Here is an 18,818-nt window from a genome sequence, read left to right as displayed (position 1 = left end):
GTTATGATGAAGACAGTAAAAAAAGCAATCATTCCTGCTGCAGGTTTCGGTACAAGAAATTTGCCAATAACAAAGGTGCTTCCAAAAGAAATGTTCCCGATCGCAGGTAAACCAGCCATACAATATATTATTGAAGAAGCCATTGAATCAGGAATTGAAGAAATCTTAATAGTGGTATCCCGTAATAAAAATATGATTTTAGATTATTTTGACCGATCTCTAGAATATGAAGCCTTTTTAGAAAAGACAGGAAAACAGCATTTATTGAATAAAATTGTCGGGCCCGCTATTTCTATTCAATATGTACGCCAACCCTTTGCAGATGGACTAGGTACAGCAATACTCTTAGGTAAAAGATTTGCAAGTAAAGATCCCTTTGCTGTTCTTCTTCCTGATGATATATTTCTACAAAGTGGCCAGCCCGCTTTACGAGAGCTTTTAGACGTATACGAAAATTATCAATCTACAGTAATAGCTCTGGAAAAATTGAATGAAAAGTTATTAAAAAACTACGGGGTAGTGAAAGCGATTGATTTGCAAGATAATACCTATGAAATTTCTGATATTGTAGAAAAGCCTCGCTCCACTCCCCCATCTAATTTAGCCGTAAGTGGGAGATACATTTTTGAACCATCTATTTTTTCATATTTAGAAAAAGGAGGTAAAGGAGTTGGAGGTGAAGTTCAACTAACGGATGCAATCCAAAAATTATTAAAGTTAGAAAAGTGCTACGGTGTGGAAGTATCTGCAAAACGCTATGACATCGGTACGGATAAAGGATATTTAAACCTTATTCAAAAATTAATGAGCAATTCTAAAAAAGAGGATGAATAGTCCTTGTTTGAATTGCTCGAGTTATCCTGCAATTAAATGTCCCATCATACCTTATTGGTGTACTACAAAACGAATGAACTTAACAAAATATTTAGAGATTCCGCAGCCTGATCTCAACCTTGTTTTGTTTTGCAAACTAGTTCAACAATATACCTCTTATCTCAGACAGAGGATTTGTCCAGGGCTGCGTTCAAATCCTGCATAACACGACGAGACATGCTCGACTTTGACTCCATGGGAACTTTCATACCCTGTTTATTAACTACCTTTGCACACTAATATGACTCCCATCTAAAATACTGAGAGTCTAGGCATGAAATAATATTTTCCCTTTATTCCAGATCTTTAAGATGATCTCTAAGATACTGATTGCGATTTAAAATAAATTGCAGGATAAATTCTTGTTCTTTATCAAATAAATCGATAGCATCCTTTTTATATGGATCTAATGCTATATAGGGACGCAATAATTTATGAAGATTGATAATTCTTGGTTCAAATTCCGAAACTGTAAAGTAATTCTCTAATATCTCTTCTAGAAGAATGCGGTATTGAACACGAAATTCCTTTACATCAAGAAGTCTTGCCGTGAGTGTATTAAAACCTTCGATAGGAACTCGATTAAACTTCATAACCCCTCCATTCCAATCCCTTCCAAATGTTGCATCAAAATCCCATGGGATCATCTCATACAATCCTGATTCTCCATTTCGATAAAGGGCATAATTTTGAATGAAAGCATCGTAGTTTTGTGTGCAAATCACACCACACAGCCAAATTAAATATTTTTTGACATCCAAGTACTTTACTATTTCTTTGCCAAACTCATTACGTGGTATCGTATTGACTTTTATTATTAGCTTTTCTAAATCAGAATCGTCCTCAACATTCCCAATTTTACGCAAATACCCTGAAATTAATGAAGATTTAGGCTCACCTTTCGTGGTTAACAAAGAAAAATTAGTTTGATGATTCGTTGCGTAATAAATAGGCCCATATGAAAGTTGTCTTTTTTGTAAAAAGTAATCATCAACAGATTCAAGCTGTAAGTAAATTCCTGAGGACCTTCCATTTATCTCAATTAAAACATACCTGCAATCAGGTGAATTGATCCCAATCTGCTTAAAAAAATCAAAAGATAGCTTATTTCGAATGAAAGAAGGATCGCAATACTCTGCATTAATGTGAATTTCACGTCCAAGAAACTCATCATTATATGTTCCAAAATCAATTTTGTAAGATTTTTTTCTTAATTTACGTGTATGATTTCCTCTATAACTAATACCGATATCAAATGAATGATTGTTTATAACTAATTGAGAAGGAATTAATTCATCATGCCAAATATTTTTTTCTAAAAATTCCATCAGTTCTGGTTGCATAGAAATACTTAATGTAGGTACAGTATTCGTCTGCATCTTATATCCTCGCCTCCCTCACTTTACCCATTATCATATGAAAAAAATAATGCAAATGATCATTAATTAATTGGAAGTTTAGAACCAATGAAAAATTTTTTCATAAAATAAACTACCTTAAATATTAAGGATTATAATGAAAGGTGGTTTTTATAGATGGGAAAAGAAGACGTAAAAAAGCTTCTAAATGAGGCAAAAGACGCTGGAAATGAGGAATTCCTAAGTAGAAACCCAGGATCAAAAGCTAATGATAACCGTTCTGGCTCTGGTTCTGGATCTGGTTCTGGATCTGGTTCTGGCTCTGGCTCTGGTTCTGGTTCTGGCTCTGGTTCTGGCTCTGGCTCTGGTTCTGGCTCTCGTATATGACCATTAGACATGTTTAATCATAATTACTCATGACATGCAGGTAAGAATTGCACAGTTTGATGAAGTATTAAAATTGTAATAAGTTAATATACGGTCGCTACACACTAAAAAAGCAAGAAGTTGATGTGGTCATTCTGACGTAGTTAAAACGCGATTAATCACATCAATTCCTTGCCAATCACTCTGTTATATCAAGGTTAATAAGACGACACATTCCACGTGCGCCGTTTGGGGAAACATGTCTACCGGCTGTATGCTTTTTACTTTATATTGACGGTGGAGAAAATCGATGTCTTTTGCCAGTGTAGATGGGTTACAAGACACGTAAACCAATTTTTTAGGTTTGACTTGTTGGATTGTTTTTAATAATGCTTGATCCAAACCTGTTCTTGGGGGATCGACAACGATAACATCTGGACGAAAGCCTTCTTTCACCCATTTAGGTAACCATTCTTCAGCCTTACCCGTTACATATTTAGCATGCTTCACTCCATGTTTAGCTGCATTTCTCTTTGCATCTGTGATTGATTCTTTTATAATATCCATTCCACGTATTTCTTTTGCTTGATCTGCCAACCATAATCCAATTGTTCCTACTCCGCAGTACGCATCAACAATCGTTTCTTTACCAGTTAGATTTGCTGCTTTTTTGACTTCATTATACAATTTGACGGTTTGCTCTGGATTGAGTTGAAAAAAAGTACGTGCAGATAATTCAAATTGGATATCCCCTAGCATTTCATATATAAACGTTTCACCCGCAAGTGGTATGGTTTCATCCCCAAAAATGAGAGATGTTTTTTGGCCATTGACATTTTGAATAATCGAACGTAAATTCGGAATCCGCTTGGTAGCTTCTTCTACTATTAGTGAAGACTTTGGAAGCTCTTTTTGTCTTGTAATGAGCACAACTTGCACTTCCCCAGTTTTCACACCCACTCTCGTCACAATTGTACGGATATCACCTTTGCGCGTGCGTTCATTATAAGCACTAATGTTTAAATCTTGAAGAATACGCTTCATCGTATTTGTAACAGATATTGTTTCTGGCTTCTGCACGATGCATTCATCAATATCAATAAGCTGATGTGAATTCATACTATATAATCCTGCAATCACTTCACCTTGCTTCATCCCTACTTGAAATTGGCTTTTATTCCGGTATCTCCAAGGGTCCTCCATTCCGATTGTTTGTTTTATTTGAATGGTGTTTGGATCTATTTTGGTATGTCTCTCAAGTGATTGAATAACCATATCCCTTTTTTCTATTAACTGGCGATCATAGCGAAGATGTTGTAACTGACATCCGCCACACTCACCAAATAACGGACAAGGTGCCTCTACTCGGTAGGGAGAAGGTTTCCTAACTTTTTTTATCTTTGCTTCTGAAAATTTCGGTTGAACATTTGTGACTTCTACCACAACCTCTTCATCAGGCAGGGCACCAGGAACAAAGACCACTTTCTTTTTGAAATATCCGACACCCTCTCCGTTAATACCTAACCTTTTGATTGTTAAAGGAAACCGTTGCTTGAGTTTTAACTGAACGGCAGTTTCTTTTTTACGATTCGTTTGTTTATTCAAAAATAATCACTCCACAGTTATTCGATACTACGCCATAAATAATAGGTGGCATAGCTTAAATAAGGCGTCCAGTCTTTTGCATATAATTCCATTTGTTCGTAGGAAGGCTTCTGCTCTAATTGATAAAGCTTTTTTAACGCATTTTGCAAGCCAATATCTGCCATTGGATAAAGATTATCTCTCCCTAAACCAAACATCAAAAAATTCTGCACTGTCCATGGACCTACGCCTTTTAATTTAATCAGTTTATCATGAATTTCACGATCTGACAGTTCTTTTAGTTGCAATAAAGATAATTGCTTTTCTGATAACTCTTTAGCAATCCCAATAACATACTCTGCTTTCCTACCACTGAATTGTAATGCCCTTAAATCTTCAATTGTTACATTAGCTACTGTTTCAGGATCAGGATAAAACCAAGCACCATCTTTCTCATAACCAAACTTATGCACAAACCTCATTGTAAGCGTATAAGCAAATTTCATATTCAATTGTTGATGAACAATACATTTGAGGAGCGAACCAAATAAATCAAAATCTAACACAAAAGGTGTTCCATAATGAGCGAGAAAAACATGGCGCAAATCCGTTTTTAAAAAATGTTGATGAACATCTGCTAAGGGAATATTCCACCGAAAAATATCTGTTAATCTAACCAACGCTTCTTCTTTTGTTACTTCATTTAATCCTGTCATTAGAAATTTAGGTTTGTTCGTTGTACCCAAACCTGTGATTGTAACGACGACGGATTCATTTTGTAACTTAAGGGGTACCTTTAACATTCTCTTGTCTCGATTCACCCAAATAAGCGGGTCACTTGATAAGCGACTTAAAACAGCATCAAAATTATAGGGTCCACCTATTTCTTTTATTATCTCCATTCACCGTTCATCCTTCACTGTTTTTTCTCGTATTATACTAAGGATCTTTTTATGAGCTTTTTCAACTGTCTTCTATCAAGACGAATATCTGTTCTTATTTATAATTATAACAAGAATTTTACAATGATTTAATGGGGATTTTTACTTCTTAATAAATGATGAATACTGCATCTATTATTTATGTTGCTTATAAATTTTGTTGGAACTTTATTAGCATTGTTTTTCTCTTTTTCACGGCTCATAGATCCGGAGCGCTTTCTGTTTGCTTTGTTTCCCTCTTTTTCATGGCTTATAGATTCAAGAAGTTCACTATTTGCTTTGTTTTCCCCTTTTTCATGGCTTTTAAATCCAGGGCACTTTCTATTTGCTTTGTTTTCCTCTTTTTCATGGCTTATCCTGAGACTCGTTGTTTGCTCACCGTTTCCCTTTTCACCCTTATTAATCCCGTTGGCACTCTGTTTGCCATTTTTCTTTTTTTATAAATCAAAACACCTACAATGAAGTTCATTGTAGGTGGTGACTGTTAATATAAGTAAGAGCTATCCAAGGCTTGGCTCCACATGAGATCGTCTAACGATTTGAATTCATATCCTCGTTTTTTTAAATCCACAATTGCTTGTTGCAAAGCATCTGCATTATCTTTTGATACTGTGTGTAATAATAATATGCTTCCTGGATGAATCTGCCTCATAATGTTGTCATAGGAGTATTTCCAGCCTTTTTGTTGATCTGTTTTCCAATCAACAAAGGCTAGAGACCAAAAGATATGGGTATAGCCTAATTCATTTGCGTAAGCCAATCCTTGTTCGTTAAAAATACCACGAGGTGGTCTTAAATAGGACATATGTTTAACACCTGTTAACTTTTCTGTCTCAGCTCTCACTTTTTCTAATTCTTGTTTATATTTATCGCGACTGATCCTTGTCATATCTGGGTGAGTCCAAGAATGGTTGCCGATTATATGTCCGTCCCTTGCCATCCTTTTTACTAAATCTGGTGCCGTATGAATATAATGACCCGTAATAAAGAATGTCGCAGGTACTTTTTCTTTTTTAAGCACATCAAGAATTTTATCCGTATACCCATTTTCATACCCATTATCAAAAGTAAGATAAATTTCTTTTTTAGTCGGATCTCCCTTATAAACAGAGTGATGCTTTGTTAGAAGATTATCAAGCATTTTTCCCGCTTCCGCCGGTGATTCATTCTGTGCTTTTTTAATTCCCCAATGGATAGGAGCATGGCTGAATTCACTTGCTGAGACAGGGATTGAACAGATAAACAGAAAGCTACTTACTAATATCATCAATTTTTTCATAGCGCTTCTCCTTCTTTTTTTCTTATTCTTTGCTAGCAACAATAAATTACGAGCGCTAAAAGTTTCCAAAATAATTATTCACATAAAAAAAGAGACACCACTATATGTTGGTGTCTCAAAAACAAATTAAAATACACGTTCTTTAAATTTCGCTAGCTTCTCTAACGAGGATTTGTCTACATCTCTATGAAGACTATTTCCGTGAGAATCCATTGTAACCACTGCTGTGAATCCTTCTACACGTAGGTGCCACATGGCTTCTGGAATACCGAAGTTCATTAAATCAACGCCTTCTACTTCTTTAATACAATCAGCATAATATTGCGCTGCTCCACCAATTGCATTTAAGTATACTCCACCATGATCTTCTAGCGCTTTTAATGTTTTCGGTCCCATACCGCCTTTTCCAATCACGGCGCGAATACCGAATTTCTTCATAATATCTCCTTGATATGGTTCTTCACGAATACTTGTAGTTGGACCTGCTGCTTTTACATGCCATTTTTCTTGATCATCTTTCATCATTACTGGTCCACAATGATATATTACTTGTCCATTTAAATCTACAGGGGCATCGTTCTCCATTAAATGATGATGGATCGCATCACGACCTGTATACATCCGACCATTGATTTGAACAACATCGCCAACTTTAAGTTCACGGATTTGTTCCTCTGTTATTGGAGCTTGAAGCGTAACAACTTTTGTTTCTTGTTCAGCTTCTGCTGTTGCAGCTGTTTCTTGCGCTGCTTCGTCAGCAAAATTAATTTTTTCACCATCTTGATAGTGCCATTCATTAATTTCACCTGTGTCAGGATTTACTTTTACCCCAAGTCTACGATATGCCCAGCAATTATAGGCTACAGATACGAAAAAGCTAGCAGGAATACGATTCATCACACCAACTTTACATCCTAATAAAGTCGTTTCTCCTCCGAATCCCATTGTCCCAATTCCAAGCTCGTTTGCATTTTTAAGAACATATTCCTCCAGTTTTCGTAAATCTTCATTTGGATTTACATCATCTACAGAACGGAATAGTTGTTCCTTTGCTAAATCATAACCAGATGAACGATCTCCGCCAATCCCTACACCTATAAACCCTGCACTACATCCCTGTCCTTGTGCTTGATAAACCGAATGCATTATACATTTACGTATACCATCTAAATCGCGTCCAGCTCTTCCTAAACCATCTAGTTCTGCAGGCAAACTATATTGTATATTTTTATTTTCACAACCGCCGCCTTTTAGAATTAAGCGAACGTCTATATACTCTTCTTCCCACTGATCAAATTTAATAACTGGTGTGCCACCACCTAAATTATCTCCACTATTAGCACCTGTTAAGGAATCAACAGAGTTAGGTCTCAATTTACTATCATTTGTTGCTTCTGCAATAGCATTCTTAATTGCTTCTTTAATCTTTAGTTGATTAACGCCAACTGGTGTTTTGATTTTAAATGTCGGTAATCCTGTATCTTGACAGATTGGCGATACGTTATCATCTGCCATAGAGATATTATTTGTAATTGTTGCCAGACTCATCGCTGATCTCGTACCAGCACTTTCTCTTTCTTTTGCTGCCTTAATTGCCCGACGAACATCCTTTGGTAAATTCGTCGAAGTTTCTACAATTAAGTCGTACATACTTTTTTGGAATTGCTCCATATTCATTTCTCAAAGTTCCCCTTTCCCTTTGCGACCGATCAATTTCTTTTGCGAAAAATTAGAATCATTATCGTATACCATTATATACTCATTCTTTAGTCAAGAAAAGACCAACTGTAGAAACAAAAAAATGGTGAAACCCAATTTTTTTCATAGGGTTTCACCACTTCTTTTTAATCTCTATGATTAAATTCCCTTACTTTAGATTCAAGATCATCGATCATTTCGATGAGACGATCAACATCCTCTAACTCCGTGTTTTCAGGTTCTATCGCATCTAATACGTCCATAAACATATGAAGACGTTGCTTTAAGAAAGCTACTTGATTGTCTTTATCAGTAATTGAATTGCCCACAGTATTCGCTCCTTTCTCTACACAACTTTAATCCTACATGAAATGCAATAGAGCTGCAATAAAGGTTTATTTTTCATTAAAGGTTGACAGAAGCTTACGTTAGATGAATAATGACTACAGATTTACTTAAAGGAGTTTTTTAAATGATATCTCAAACGTTACCAATTTCACCAAGTTATGACCCTTGGGAAGCTTATATGGATATCGATGATTATGGAAAATTAACCTTATCCAATATTGAATTTACAACTACGGTTTTATGCAATATGCGTTGTGAGCATTGTGCTGTTGGGTATACTCTGCAGCCAAAAGATCCTGATGGACTTCCTGTTGATTTATTAATCAAACGTTTAGAGGAAATCCCGCAATTGCGTTCACTCTCTATAACGGGAGGCGAACCGATGCTATCGAAGAAATCAGTTAATAACTATGTGATTCCTCTTTTTAAGTATGCTCATGAACGAGGTATTCGAACACAAATTAATTCTAACCTCACATTAGATAGAGGTAAATATGATAGCATTATCCCTTATTTAGATGTTTTACATATTTCTCATAACTGGGGTACCGAAGAAGAATTTATTGAGGGTGGTTTTGCTATGATGGAAAGAAAACCATCCATAAAGCAAAGACAGGTACTCTTTGATCGTATGATCGAGAATAGTAAAGAACTCGTACAAGCTGGTGTAATGGTCTCTGCTGAAACAATGTTAAATAAAAGAACATTACCCTATTTAGAGAAAATCCATAAGCAAATAACCGAAGAAATGCATTGTCAACGTCATGAAGTTCATCCAATGTACCCTTCAGATTTTGCATCTACTCTCGAAACTTTATCATTAAAAGAAATGCGCCAAGCAATCCATCACCTCCTGGATATTCGAGACAAAGATACTTGGATGTTGTTTGGAACATTGCCGTTTTATCCATGCAGCAATAATGAAGAAGACTTAGCTTTATTACAACGTCTTCATAATGAACAGAATGTCACTGTCAGAAATGATCCTGATGGTCGTTCAAGACTAAATGTAAATATTTTTACAGGTGATGTAATTGTAACGGACTTTGGTGATACACCTCCTTTAGGGAATATACAGACAGATGGACTGCCATCTGTTTTCGATAAGTGGATGGAAACAAAGCTTGCTAAGTCTTTAAATTGCCATTGTAGTGAAGCAAGATGTTTAGGGCCAAATGTGTTAGTAAAAGACAGTTATTACCCTGAAATAGACTTCCAAACTAAAAAAGCAAATATCTCAGTTAAAAAATAGAAAAGTGCGCCAATATAAATGGCGCACTTTTCTATTTAACGTGGTCGTTCCGAAACAATAAAGCCAAATGAGACATGATCCTGTATTGGAATCCATGCGCCAATTCCTTGAGAAGTGATATTTTTCACTACTAAGGTTTTTTTGCTTCCTTTCAACATTATATAAACTTCACCATAAGTAACTTTCCCTTTTTCATTAATAGCAGGTGCGTATGCATATAGGTAGCCCAGACGGTTGATTGCAACATGATATTTATGATCTTTTTTCGTTCCTGCCCCTACAACCGTTTCAAAGGATAAGGGTAATCCACTTTTTTCTGTTGCCTTCAACAACATCATCTTTTTAACATCTTGCGCATGTGGAACCTTAGATGTAAGTCCACCTTTCACTACCTTTTGCATTTCTTGAACATAATTCATTTGATAGACCGCATCTCCCCCGCGATTATCAAAATAGTTCGTATTGATCTTTTGAAACTCCCAATTAGGTGATGTTTCTTGTGATTGATAATTGAGTGGCCATTGACCTAAATAAACAATCGCACGGTATCCGATGGCAAAAGGTGTACTATTTACTGTTGTTTCATTTAACATACGTATTAATTCAGGGTTATCTATTTTTACTCTTGATGTCTCCATTAATTCTTGTGTTAATTCACTCGGCTGTAATGTTGGTAAATCTTGAGCAGGGTTTGGATACGTATTGTCCTTTTCTACATTTAGAACAGAACTTGGTATCTCTATCGTCTCCCCCTTTGTTTCTATTTTTCCTTCAGCAGATATCGCTGATTGAAAGGATGTCACCCCAATGGTCATCAATACTAAAGCATATAGCCATTTCTTCATTTCTCTTACTCCTTTCAAACTTATATGCATTAGTTTTTTCGTATGATGTGAATATTATCCATAAAGGAAAATAAAAAAGTAACATTTTTGTAATGTTTTGAATATTTACAAAAGTCTTTATATATTTTATACTATTTATACACTCACTCGAAAGGAGGGCAGCTTCATTACGATTCGCTTTATTTATGAACAAACACCATAAAGGAGTGGTTAATGAATTCAAGCGAATGCACACTAGCAGTCCTCGATTAAATACTTAATGAGTTAAAAATAAAATTGCAAGCGCTTCCTTTTTATTCGAATATTTCAAAACGACTCCCGGCTAACCTAGGAGTCGTTTTTTTATTATAGTAAATAAAATCCTATACCGATGATGAAATAAGCTGCTAGAAGGGTGCCACCCTCAAACCAATTAGACTCACCATCGTTGGAGATAACCACCATTAGAAAAACAGCTGATACCATCGTGATTAATTCTGGTACTGTAAATACGAGCGGCATCGCTACAGGGAAAAGTAACGAGATAAGGACAAGTATGGGCGCGACAAACATAGCTACTTGTAAAGTAGAACCAACGGCAATCTCTACGGCAATATCCATTTTATTTTTCGCAGCCATAATAATAGCGGAAGCATGTTCTGCGGCATTCCCTACAATTGCAACGATAATGACGCCGATAAACAATTCCGACCAACCAAATGTCTTCCCTACTTCCTCAAAGGTGTGAACAAGATTTTCAGAAATATAGGCTACAGCTAATGTAGCAAGAGCTAATACTAAAATGGATTTTCCTTTGCTCCATTCTGGTACTTCCTCCACTTTCTTCTTTCCGTCTTCATCTCCTTTATTATACACACCTCTATGTGTAACTAATTTAAAGAATAATGCGGCTAAGTATAAAGCCATCAGGATGATGCTAATTCCAATACTAAAGATCATCGTCTTTTCTTCATTCATTGACATTGAAAATATTTCAGGAATAACGAAAGCCACAATGACTGCAAAGATGAGTAAGCCCGCATTATGGCGTGCATCATGGATATTAAAGCTTTGCCTTTTAAACTTTATACCTCCAATAAAAAAGGAAAGACCGGCTACTAATAATAAGTTACCTAATACACTTCCTGTTAATGATGCTAAAACAACACCAATTAATCCCTCTTTTAATGCAAAAATCGCAATAATTAATTCAACCGCATTGCCGAATGTCGCATTTAACAATCCACCTATTCTAGGACCAGCAATAATACTCAAACTTTCTGTCGATCGTCCCATAAAACTAGCTAAGGCAATGATAGCAACACAATAAATAATGAACATCAATGTACTTGACCAATGTAGAAGACTTCCTATTACGGATAACGGTACGCCAATAAATACGAGTATAGCAAATACTTTATTCATCCCATCCTCCTCAAAAAAAATCGCTTTACTTTTCTTAAGATAAACATTTTTAAAGATTGTTATGAAAAGATTATGATTATTCTCTTGTCAATTTTATCTTTCACATATAATATCTATTGTGGTAGAAGATTTATTATTTTCATTTATTGAGGTTATTTTATGGACAAAAAACTAAGAGTAAGGTTTTGGATTTTAGTATTCATTGTTGCGATATCAGGTTTTAGTCAAGGAATGCTATTACCGCTCATAGCTATTATTTTTGAAGGTGATGGTGTATCTTCAAGTTTAAATGGCTTAAATGCAGCAGGTTTATATATTGGTATATTACTTATTTCACCTTTCATGGAATATCCCCTAAGAAAATATGGATATAAACCAGTCATTATTATCGGGGGACTTCTAGTAGCTACTTCCCTCTTATTATTTCCACTATGGAAGAGTTTTTGGTTTTGGTTTATTTTAAGGTTATTGATTGGAATCGGCGACCACGCCCTCCATTTTTCAACACAAACATGGATAACGTCATTTTCTCCTGAACGCAATCGAGGGAGAAATATTTCCATCTACGGATTATTCTTTGGGATTGGGTTTGCTGTTGGACCACTAATGACACCATTAGTTCATATAAGTGAATCTCTTCCATTTATTATTTCTTCCCTCTTTTGTTTTATTGCATGGGGGTTTGTGTTCTTTCTTGATAATGAGCAACCACAGCATACAATCGCTGTTCAATCACTAAAAGGGACTTTCCATCGTTTTTACGATGTATCTACTTATGCTTGGATTGCCTTTATCCCACCATTTAGTTACGGATTCTTAGAATCGTCAATAAATGGGAGCTTCCCTGTTTATGCTGTGCGCATGGGAATAGAAGTCTCATCAGTTTCGTTATTACTTACCTCATTTGCTGTCGGAGCGATTATTTTTCAGTTGCCTTTAGGGATGTTAAGTGACCGCTATGGACGAAGAAATATTTTAATGATTATTTTATTCTGTGGCTTTATTCTTTTCTCTTCTGCTGCGATATTTGAACAGAATGTCAACATTCTAATGTTGCTACTGTTTTTAGCAGGGATGGCTGTAGGAAGTACTTTTTCATTGGGAATTAGTTATATGACAGATTTAACTCCCACTCAGCTTTTACCTACCGGAAATCTTCTTTGTGGTGTTGCCTTTAGCTTAGGCAGTCTTATTGGACCCTACGCAGGCGGTTTATTTATTCAATATATACAATCACTAAGCTTTTTCGCCGTTATTAGTGGGATGATGCTCATCAATTTTACGATTATCGCTTATTTTGGTCGCCATAAGATGAGCAAGCAATTGTTTCACAGTTAAATTATGTTAAAAAACGTCTAATATAGAGAATAACCCTTTTCAAAAGTTACAATATAATGTAAAATTAAAGCAATTAAATATTATCAATTCGGCACTTTTTCTGCTGTCACCTATATGGTGGCAGCTTTCGTCGTTTTTAAGGGTAATGATGTTGATTATTCTTCTCAATGAGAATGGAGGAAATGAAAATATGGAAGGAAATGTCCTAGTACAAAAACAATCGCAATCATCTAGTCAATTATTCGAAAAGTTACTACCACATATCGAGCTTATAGCCGCAATTACTTCAGGTGTTTTTATTCTTATCGGTTGGTTACTTAGTAAAGGAGGCTATGAAACAACTTCTATCACTATCTTTATCTTATCTTTTATAATCGGAGGTTTTGCGAAGGCAAAAGAAGGTATTGAAGAAACGATTGCTAATAAGGAATTAAACGTTGAAATGCTGATGATCTTTGCCGCAATCGGCTCCGCAATCATTGGCTATTGGATTGAAGGTGCCATTCTTATTTTTATCTTTGCAATGAGTGGCGCACTAGAAACATATACAATGAATAAAAGTAAAAAAGAAATTTCTAGCCTTATGGAGTTGCAACCTGAAGAAGCTTTATTAATTCATGAGGATGGTGAAGAACTTGTTCACGTTTCTACACTACAAATCGGAGATAAAATTCTAGTTAAACCAGGGGAACGCGTTCCCTCTGATGGAATCATTGTCTACGGACAAACAACTATAGATGAAGCAACGATTACTGGTGAATCGATTCCGGTAACAAAAGGGTTATCTGAAGAAGTGTATGCCGGCACCGTCAATATGAATGGAGCCATTAAAGTAGAAATCACAAAAAAAGCGGATGAAACTCTTTTTCAAAAGATCATTCAACTGGTCCAATCAGCACAAAGTGAAAAGTCCCCTAGTCAGTTATTTATAGAGAATTTCGAAGGGAAATATGTAAAAATTGTACTACTGACCGTCGCACTCATGCTATTTCTCCCACACTTCTTACTTGGATGGAGTTGGAACGAAACATTTTACCGTGCCATGATTCTCCTAGTAGTCGCCTCACCTTGTGCACTTGTCGCCTCTATTATGCCGGCTACATTGTCTGCGATTTCTAATGGAGCAAGACAGGGAATTTTATTTAAAGGCGGGGTACATTTAGAGAACTTAGGCCATATTAAAGCCATTGCGTTTGATAAAACAGGTACTTTAACTAAAGGACGCCCAGAAGTAACAGATTTTATTACACTACACACTCAGCATCGTGATGATTATTTACGCATTGTTGGATCAATTGAAAACCATGCAAACCATCCACTTGCTACTGCCATCGTCTCGTATACAAAAGAAGAGCAGAGCTCTCCCCTTATAGAGCCCGAATCAATCGAAGATGTACCAGGATGGGGCATTAAAGCAGTGATTAACGGCGTCACTTGGAAAATTGGTAAACCATCATTTATTTTGAACAATAACGAACTTGCGCCAGAATTAAAAGAACAGCAAGAAACATTAGCTTCGAATGGTAAAACGATCGTTTTATTTGAACGCGATCATGAGGTGTGTGGATTAATCGCATTAAAGGATCAAGTTCGTCAAGAAACGAAAGCTGCGGTTAAACAATTAAATGATCAAGGTATATACACCATCATGTTAACAGGCGATAGCCAATCAACCGCTCAAGCCATTTCTACTGAAGCAAATGTAGAAGACTTTATTGCAGAATGTTTGCCAGAAAAAAAAGTGGATCATGTTAAGGAATTAAGAAATCAGTATCAACAAGTAGCAATGGTTGGAGATGGAATTAACGATGCGCCTGCACTTGCGACTGCAAATGTTGGGATTGCCATGGGTGAAGGAACCGATGTCGCATTAGAAACAGCAGATATTGTTTTAATGAAAAACGATCTTCCTAAAATCGCTCATGCAATTGCCCTATCCAAACGCATGAACACCATTATTAAACAAAATATTGTTTTCTCTATATCAGTTATTATGCTGTTAATTTGCTCTAATTTTCTACAGATATTAGATCTTCCTTACGGTGTAATCGGTCACGAAGGCTCAACCATTTTAGTGATATTAAATAGCTTAAGGTTGTTGAAGAACTAAAAGAAAGCAGCTATCCAAGTGTGTGAATGGATAGCTGCTTCTTTATTTAATGATAGCCGTTTTGCTTATTAGCCGAACTAGATGTTTTTTGTTTAGGTTTATTTTTACCTTTTTGTTTTGTGTTACCATCTTTATTTGCAGTCAATGTAATCACCCTCCTTAAGCCTAGGTTGTCCATTGATGCACCTTACAATCAGGTAACTTTTACTATGTGTTTTTCACTTTGCTGTATTTATTTAACAATGCGTTTATTTCTCCACCAATCATAATAATAATACCCGTTAAATAAAACCAAATCATTAATATAATGATTCCACCAATACTCCCATATGTGGCCGAGTAATTTCCAAAATTACTCACATAATATGAAAACGCATAGGAAGATAGAATCCAGCCAATTGTAGCAAAAAGTGAACCTGGGATAACTGTCACATTCGTTAAACGCTTATTAGGAGCAAACCAGTACAGTCCACTAAAGATAATAAAGATGATAAGCGGACTCGCCAGCCATCTAAGTGCATTCCATATGCTCAAAAATTGCTCAGTCAATCCAAATGCATCAAAGATAAATAGACCAATTTGTCTCCCAAACACAGGTAATAATAATGCTACTAAGAAAACAAAAACCATAGAAATAGTTAAAAGCATAGCAATGCCTCTTGCAACAATAAATGATCGACTTTCAACGACATCATACGCCTTATTAAAAGCCCTCATAATGCCATTTATCGCGGCGGACGCGGACCACAATGTACCGATAATACCAATTGATAACAGAGCCCCATTTTTCGTTGTGACGGCACTCAAATTGTCTTCCAATAATGACATAATTTCTTTTGGTGCGAAATCTCTAACGATAGCAAATATATCCTCTTGAGTAATCGGTAAATAAGGCAGCAATGATATCAAAACAATTAATAATGGAAAAAGTGATAGGAGAAAGAAGTAGGCCAATTGTGCAGCTACGCCGAAAACATCATCCTTATCTATTTGCTCCCATAGTTCCTTTCCAAAAGTAGTGACTTGTTTCATCAGCGATCCCCCAAACCTTGTTAGTTATTCCTAACATTCCCTTCTAACGTCGCTTCTGAAACCTCTACTTCACTTTTAGGGTCATTTAAGGCTTCTCTTGTTTCAATTGCCTTTGTTTTAATATCCTCAATTGTGGTCGTTAAGAAAGCCACATCTTCACCGATCTGCTGGGCTGCTGTTCTAACTTTTAAAGAGACACCTTTCACTTGTTGAACGGCTTCATCGGGATTTTTTATGTAATATTTTGCACTTTCTGTCGTTTCTCTGCATTTAGATTTTGCATTTTCTCTTGTATCACGGTCTAGCATCGTGAGCGCACCGCCCGCTACCGCTCCAAGGACAACACCTTTCCAAAACAATGATTTTCCCATTTTCCTCACTCCTTTATTCTTTTTAATCTACCTATACTTTATTTTCTTTTTTTCTCTAAAAACATGCAAGCTTTGCACCTATCAATGGTTGACTTTTCACTTTAACCATGGAAAGATTATACTACTGATGTATTATGGGGGGAAATCAAGTGAATTTATCACAGAAATCAACTGAAAATGTCGATTATATGATCGAAAAAATCAAGGAAAAACTAAAAGTATTAAATATTGGCGCCATTAAATCTTCTCATTTTGACGAAGAAATGTACGAAGAACTAAAAGATATTTACGATTTAGTGATGAAAAAAAATCATTTCAGTCCTAATGAAATGCAAGCAATCGCTGAAGAATTAGGAAACTTGCGCAAGAATAAATAAGTCCTTATTATAAGCAGCTGCATGATTTGCAGCTGCTTTTTGTTTTATTGCTCAGTTAAAATCGTGATTCCATCTTTACCGACTGCAATTGTATGTTCATATTGAGCTGATAAACCACCATCAACTGTTCGCGCAGTCCAGCCATTTTGATCCATCTTCATATGATGCATTCCAGTATTCACCATTGGTTCAATGGTGAATACCATACCTTCTTTTATTCTCGGTCCTTTATGAGGGAGGCCAAAATGAGGAACATCCGGTTTTTCGTGGATGCTTGCCCCTATCCCATGACCAATAAATTCCCTTACTACCGAAAATCCTTTCTCTTCAACAAACTGTTGAATCGCATAACCAATATCTCCAATTCGGTTGCCTATCTTCACCTGCTCAATTCCTTTATATAATGATTCCTTTGTGACATCTAATAGGGTAGATACCTTTTCACTCACTTCTCCAACGCCGTACGTCCAAGCTGAATCTGCAAGAGCTCCATTATAATTGACCACCATATCAATCGTTACAATGTCGCCTGATTTTAATGGTTCCCTCCTCGGAAATCCGTGACAAATTTCATCATTAATGCTGGCACAAGTAGCATACTCATACCCGCGATAGCCCTTTTGCTCAGGTGTAGCCCCTATTTTCTTCAGATAGGCATCAACAAATTCTTCAATTTCCCATGTAGTTATACCCGGTTTAATTCTCATGGCAATCTCTTTATGACATTCAGCAAGTACCTTACCTGCTTCATGCATCTTTTCAATCTCTCTAGGTGATTTCAACACGATCAATAGCAAAACCTTCTTTCAGTCACTGTTATATTAAAAGTTATTATACTCTACTTATTAATATTAGCGCTGAATGAAAAGTTTTACAAAAATCATGCAACGATTGCTTTTCTTAAATTATCAGAGTAATTTTAAAGACTCTCTTGTAAAGGCAGGAATATCATCAGGTGTGCGGCTCGTCACAAGTTGATCCTGACAAACCACTACTTCTTTGTCCTGAAGTTTAGCTCCTGCATATTCCATATCTACATGAATCGATTTATAGCCTGTAGCTCCTCTACCTTCTAATGTTTTAGCAGAAATTAATAATTGTGGTCCATGACAAATAGCAAAAACAGGTTTTTTCGCATCCATCATCTTTTTCGTAAATTGAACAAAGCGATCATCTGCTCTTAACATATCCGGAGAAAATCCACCTGGAATAAAGAGAGCATCAAACTCATCTGCGTTCACATCATCTATACTTTTATCAATCGTCACTTGATCATTTCCTTGCTTCCCTTTTACGACTTTACCAGCCTCTGATTCAATTGTAATAACCTCATGTCCTGCTTCCTTATAACTTTTTGCTGGTTCTGTATACTCAGAATCCTCAAACATATCGGTAATTAGACAAGCAATTTTTTTACTCATTTACTATCTCTCCTTTATGGTTTATATTGTTGGTTATATTATGTCCGTTCCCTGAAAGTCTTCCCTTAAAACATATATGTATGTTAATTAATATATTAAAGAAAACATGCCCTACAACTATACTTGATATTTATTTTCTGTTAAAATTCTTTTAGAACGGTAAGAATTCAATCTATTCAGTTTATACAGTCTCATTTATATCGGCAGCTCCGTAATGTAAT

18 protein-coding genes are annotated in these 18,818 nt (G+C 36.0%); 6 read left to right on the top strand and 12 right to left on the bottom strand.

Features of this window, described 5'->3' with window-relative positions; all coding sequences use genetic code 11:
* Positions 1 to 6 precede the first annotated feature (6 nt).
* On the top strand, positions 7 to 834 hold the full coding sequence (locus MHI57_RS22255; RefSeq protein WP_095370067.1) for a UTP--glucose-1-phosphate uridylyltransferase: 828 nt from the start codon (positions 7 to 9) through the stop codon (positions 832 to 834).
* Between the two features lie 332 nt (positions 835 to 1,166).
* On the opposite strand, the gene MHI57_RS22250 is transcribed toward MHI57_RS22255, so the two are convergent.
* Positions 1,167 to 2,252, bottom strand: coding sequence for a CotH kinase family protein (locus MHI57_RS22250; RefSeq protein ID WP_307318057.1), 1,086 nt, complete (start codon positions 2,250 to 2,252; stop codon positions 1,167 to 1,169).
* A 156-nt stretch (positions 2,253 to 2,408) separates the two neighbouring features.
* On the opposite strand from MHI57_RS22250, the gene MHI57_RS22245 reads away from it, so the two are divergent.
* The gene (locus tag MHI57_RS22245) at positions 2,409 to 2,618 is read left to right on the top strand and encodes a hypothetical protein (RefSeq protein ID WP_340978202.1); all 210 of its coding nucleotides are present in this window, start codon (positions 2,409 to 2,411) and stop codon (positions 2,616 to 2,618) included.
* Positions 2,619 to 2,804: 186 nt separating this feature from the next.
* Here the strand turns inward: MHI57_RS22245 and rlmD are convergent, their stop codons facing one another.
* From rlmD to MHI57_RS22220, 5 genes are all read right to left on the bottom strand, one after another.
* Positions 2,805 to 4,202: a 23S rRNA (uracil(1939)-C(5))-methyltransferase RlmD gene (gene rlmD, locus MHI57_RS22240; RefSeq protein WP_340978201.1), complete on the bottom strand. Its 1,398-nt coding sequence runs from the start codon at positions 4,200 to 4,202 to the stop codon at positions 2,805 to 2,807.
* A 17-nt stretch (positions 4,203 to 4,219) separates the two neighbouring features.
* On the bottom strand, positions 4,220 to 5,083 hold the full coding sequence (locus tag MHI57_RS22235) for a DNA-3-methyladenine glycosylase family protein (RefSeq protein WP_307318059.1): 864 nt from the start codon (positions 5,081 to 5,083) through the stop codon (positions 4,220 to 4,222).
* A gap of 523 nt (positions 5,084 to 5,606) precedes the next feature.
* Positions 5,607 to 6,401 carry a delta-lactam-biosynthetic de-N-acetylase gene (pdaA, locus tag MHI57_RS22230; RefSeq protein WP_340978200.1) on the bottom strand — a complete coding sequence of 265 codons (795 nt, stop codon included), beginning with the start codon at positions 6,399 to 6,401 and terminating at the stop codon, positions 5,607 to 5,609.
* A 126-nt stretch (positions 6,402 to 6,527) separates the two neighbouring features.
* A complete protein-coding gene (locus tag MHI57_RS22225; RefSeq protein ID WP_095370073.1) occupies positions 6,528 to 8,078 on the bottom strand; it encodes a fumarate hydratase in 1,551 nt (516 codons plus the stop codon).
* A gap of 167 nt (positions 8,079 to 8,245) precedes the next feature.
* Positions 8,246 to 8,428, bottom strand: a complete 183-nt coding sequence (locus MHI57_RS22220) for an SE1561 family protein (protein ID WP_095370074.1) — start codon at positions 8,426 to 8,428, stop codon at positions 8,246 to 8,248.
* Positions 8,429 to 8,571: 143 nt separating this feature from the next.
* On the opposite strand from MHI57_RS22220, the gene yfkAB reads away from it, so the two are divergent.
* On the top strand, positions 8,572 to 9,699 hold the full coding sequence (yfkAB, locus tag MHI57_RS22215) for a radical SAM/CxCxxxxC motif protein YfkAB (protein ID WP_307319343.1): 1,128 nt from the start codon (positions 8,572 to 8,574) through the stop codon (positions 9,697 to 9,699).
* A 35-nt stretch (positions 9,700 to 9,734) separates the two neighbouring features.
* On the opposite strand, the gene MHI57_RS22210 is transcribed toward yfkAB, so the two are convergent.
* Positions 9,735 to 10,544 (bottom strand): YfkD famly protein, encoded by an 810-nt coding sequence (locus tag MHI57_RS22210; RefSeq protein WP_307319345.1) that lies wholly within the window; start codon positions 10,542 to 10,544, stop codon positions 9,735 to 9,737.
* A 345-nt stretch (positions 10,545 to 10,889) separates the two neighbouring features.
* Entirely contained in the window at positions 10,890 to 11,948 is a 1,059-nt protein-coding gene (cax, locus tag MHI57_RS22205; RefSeq protein ID WP_095370077.1) for a calcium/proton exchanger, read from the bottom strand.
* Positions 11,949 to 12,107: 159 nt separating this feature from the next.
* Here cax and MHI57_RS22200 point away from each other — a divergent pair, with 159 nt between their 5' ends.
* Together MHI57_RS22200 and MHI57_RS22195 are read left to right on the top strand one after the other, a co-directional pair.
* A complete protein-coding gene (locus tag MHI57_RS22200; protein ID WP_095370078.1) occupies positions 12,108 to 13,286 on the top strand; it encodes an MFS transporter in 1,179 nt (392 codons plus the stop codon).
* 190 nt (positions 13,287 to 13,476) lie between these two features.
* Entirely contained in the window at positions 13,477 to 15,396 is a 1,920-nt protein-coding gene (locus tag MHI57_RS22195) for a heavy metal translocating P-type ATPase (RefSeq protein WP_322910041.1), read from the top strand.
* Between the two features lie 207 nt (positions 15,397 to 15,603).
* On the opposite strand, the gene MHI57_RS22190 is transcribed toward MHI57_RS22195, so the two are convergent.
* Both MHI57_RS22190 and MHI57_RS22185 read right to left on the bottom strand, forming a co-directional pair.
* The gene (locus tag MHI57_RS22190) at positions 15,604 to 16,428 is read right to left on the bottom strand and encodes a YihY/virulence factor BrkB family protein (RefSeq protein ID WP_095370079.1); all 825 of its coding nucleotides are present in this window, start codon (positions 16,426 to 16,428) and stop codon (positions 15,604 to 15,606) included.
* A 20-nt stretch (positions 16,429 to 16,448) separates the two neighbouring features.
* Positions 16,449 to 16,799: a YtxH domain-containing protein gene (locus tag MHI57_RS22185; protein ID WP_095370080.1), complete on the bottom strand. Its 351-nt coding sequence runs from the start codon at positions 16,797 to 16,799 to the stop codon at positions 16,449 to 16,451.
* A gap of 149 nt (positions 16,800 to 16,948) precedes the next feature.
* Here MHI57_RS22185 and MHI57_RS22180 point away from each other — a divergent pair, with 149 nt between their 5' ends.
* A complete protein-coding gene (locus MHI57_RS22180) occupies positions 16,949 to 17,176 on the top strand; it encodes a DUF1128 domain-containing protein (RefSeq protein WP_095370081.1) in 228 nt (75 codons plus the stop codon).
* A 44-nt stretch (positions 17,177 to 17,220) separates the two neighbouring features.
* Here the strand turns inward: MHI57_RS22180 and map are convergent, their stop codons facing one another.
* The gene (map, locus tag MHI57_RS22175; protein WP_095370082.1) at positions 17,221 to 17,967 is read right to left on the bottom strand and encodes a type I methionyl aminopeptidase; all 747 of its coding nucleotides are present in this window, start codon (positions 17,965 to 17,967) and stop codon (positions 17,221 to 17,223) included.
* A 117-nt stretch (positions 17,968 to 18,084) separates the two neighbouring features.
* On the bottom strand, positions 18,085 to 18,597 hold the full coding sequence (locus MHI57_RS22170) for a type 1 glutamine amidotransferase domain-containing protein (RefSeq protein ID WP_095370083.1): 513 nt from the start codon (positions 18,595 to 18,597) through the stop codon (positions 18,085 to 18,087).
* Positions 18,598 to 18,818: the final 221 nt, after the last annotated feature.

This window comes from Cytobacillus sp. FSL K6-0129, assembly GCF_038007625.1.
Taxonomy (GTDB): domain Bacteria; phylum Bacillota; class Bacilli; order Bacillales; family Cytobacillaceae; genus Cytobacillus; species Cytobacillus kochii.
The sequence above is the reverse complement of the archived record's forward strand: the minus strand, read 5'-3'. Positions and strand labels throughout refer to the sequence as shown.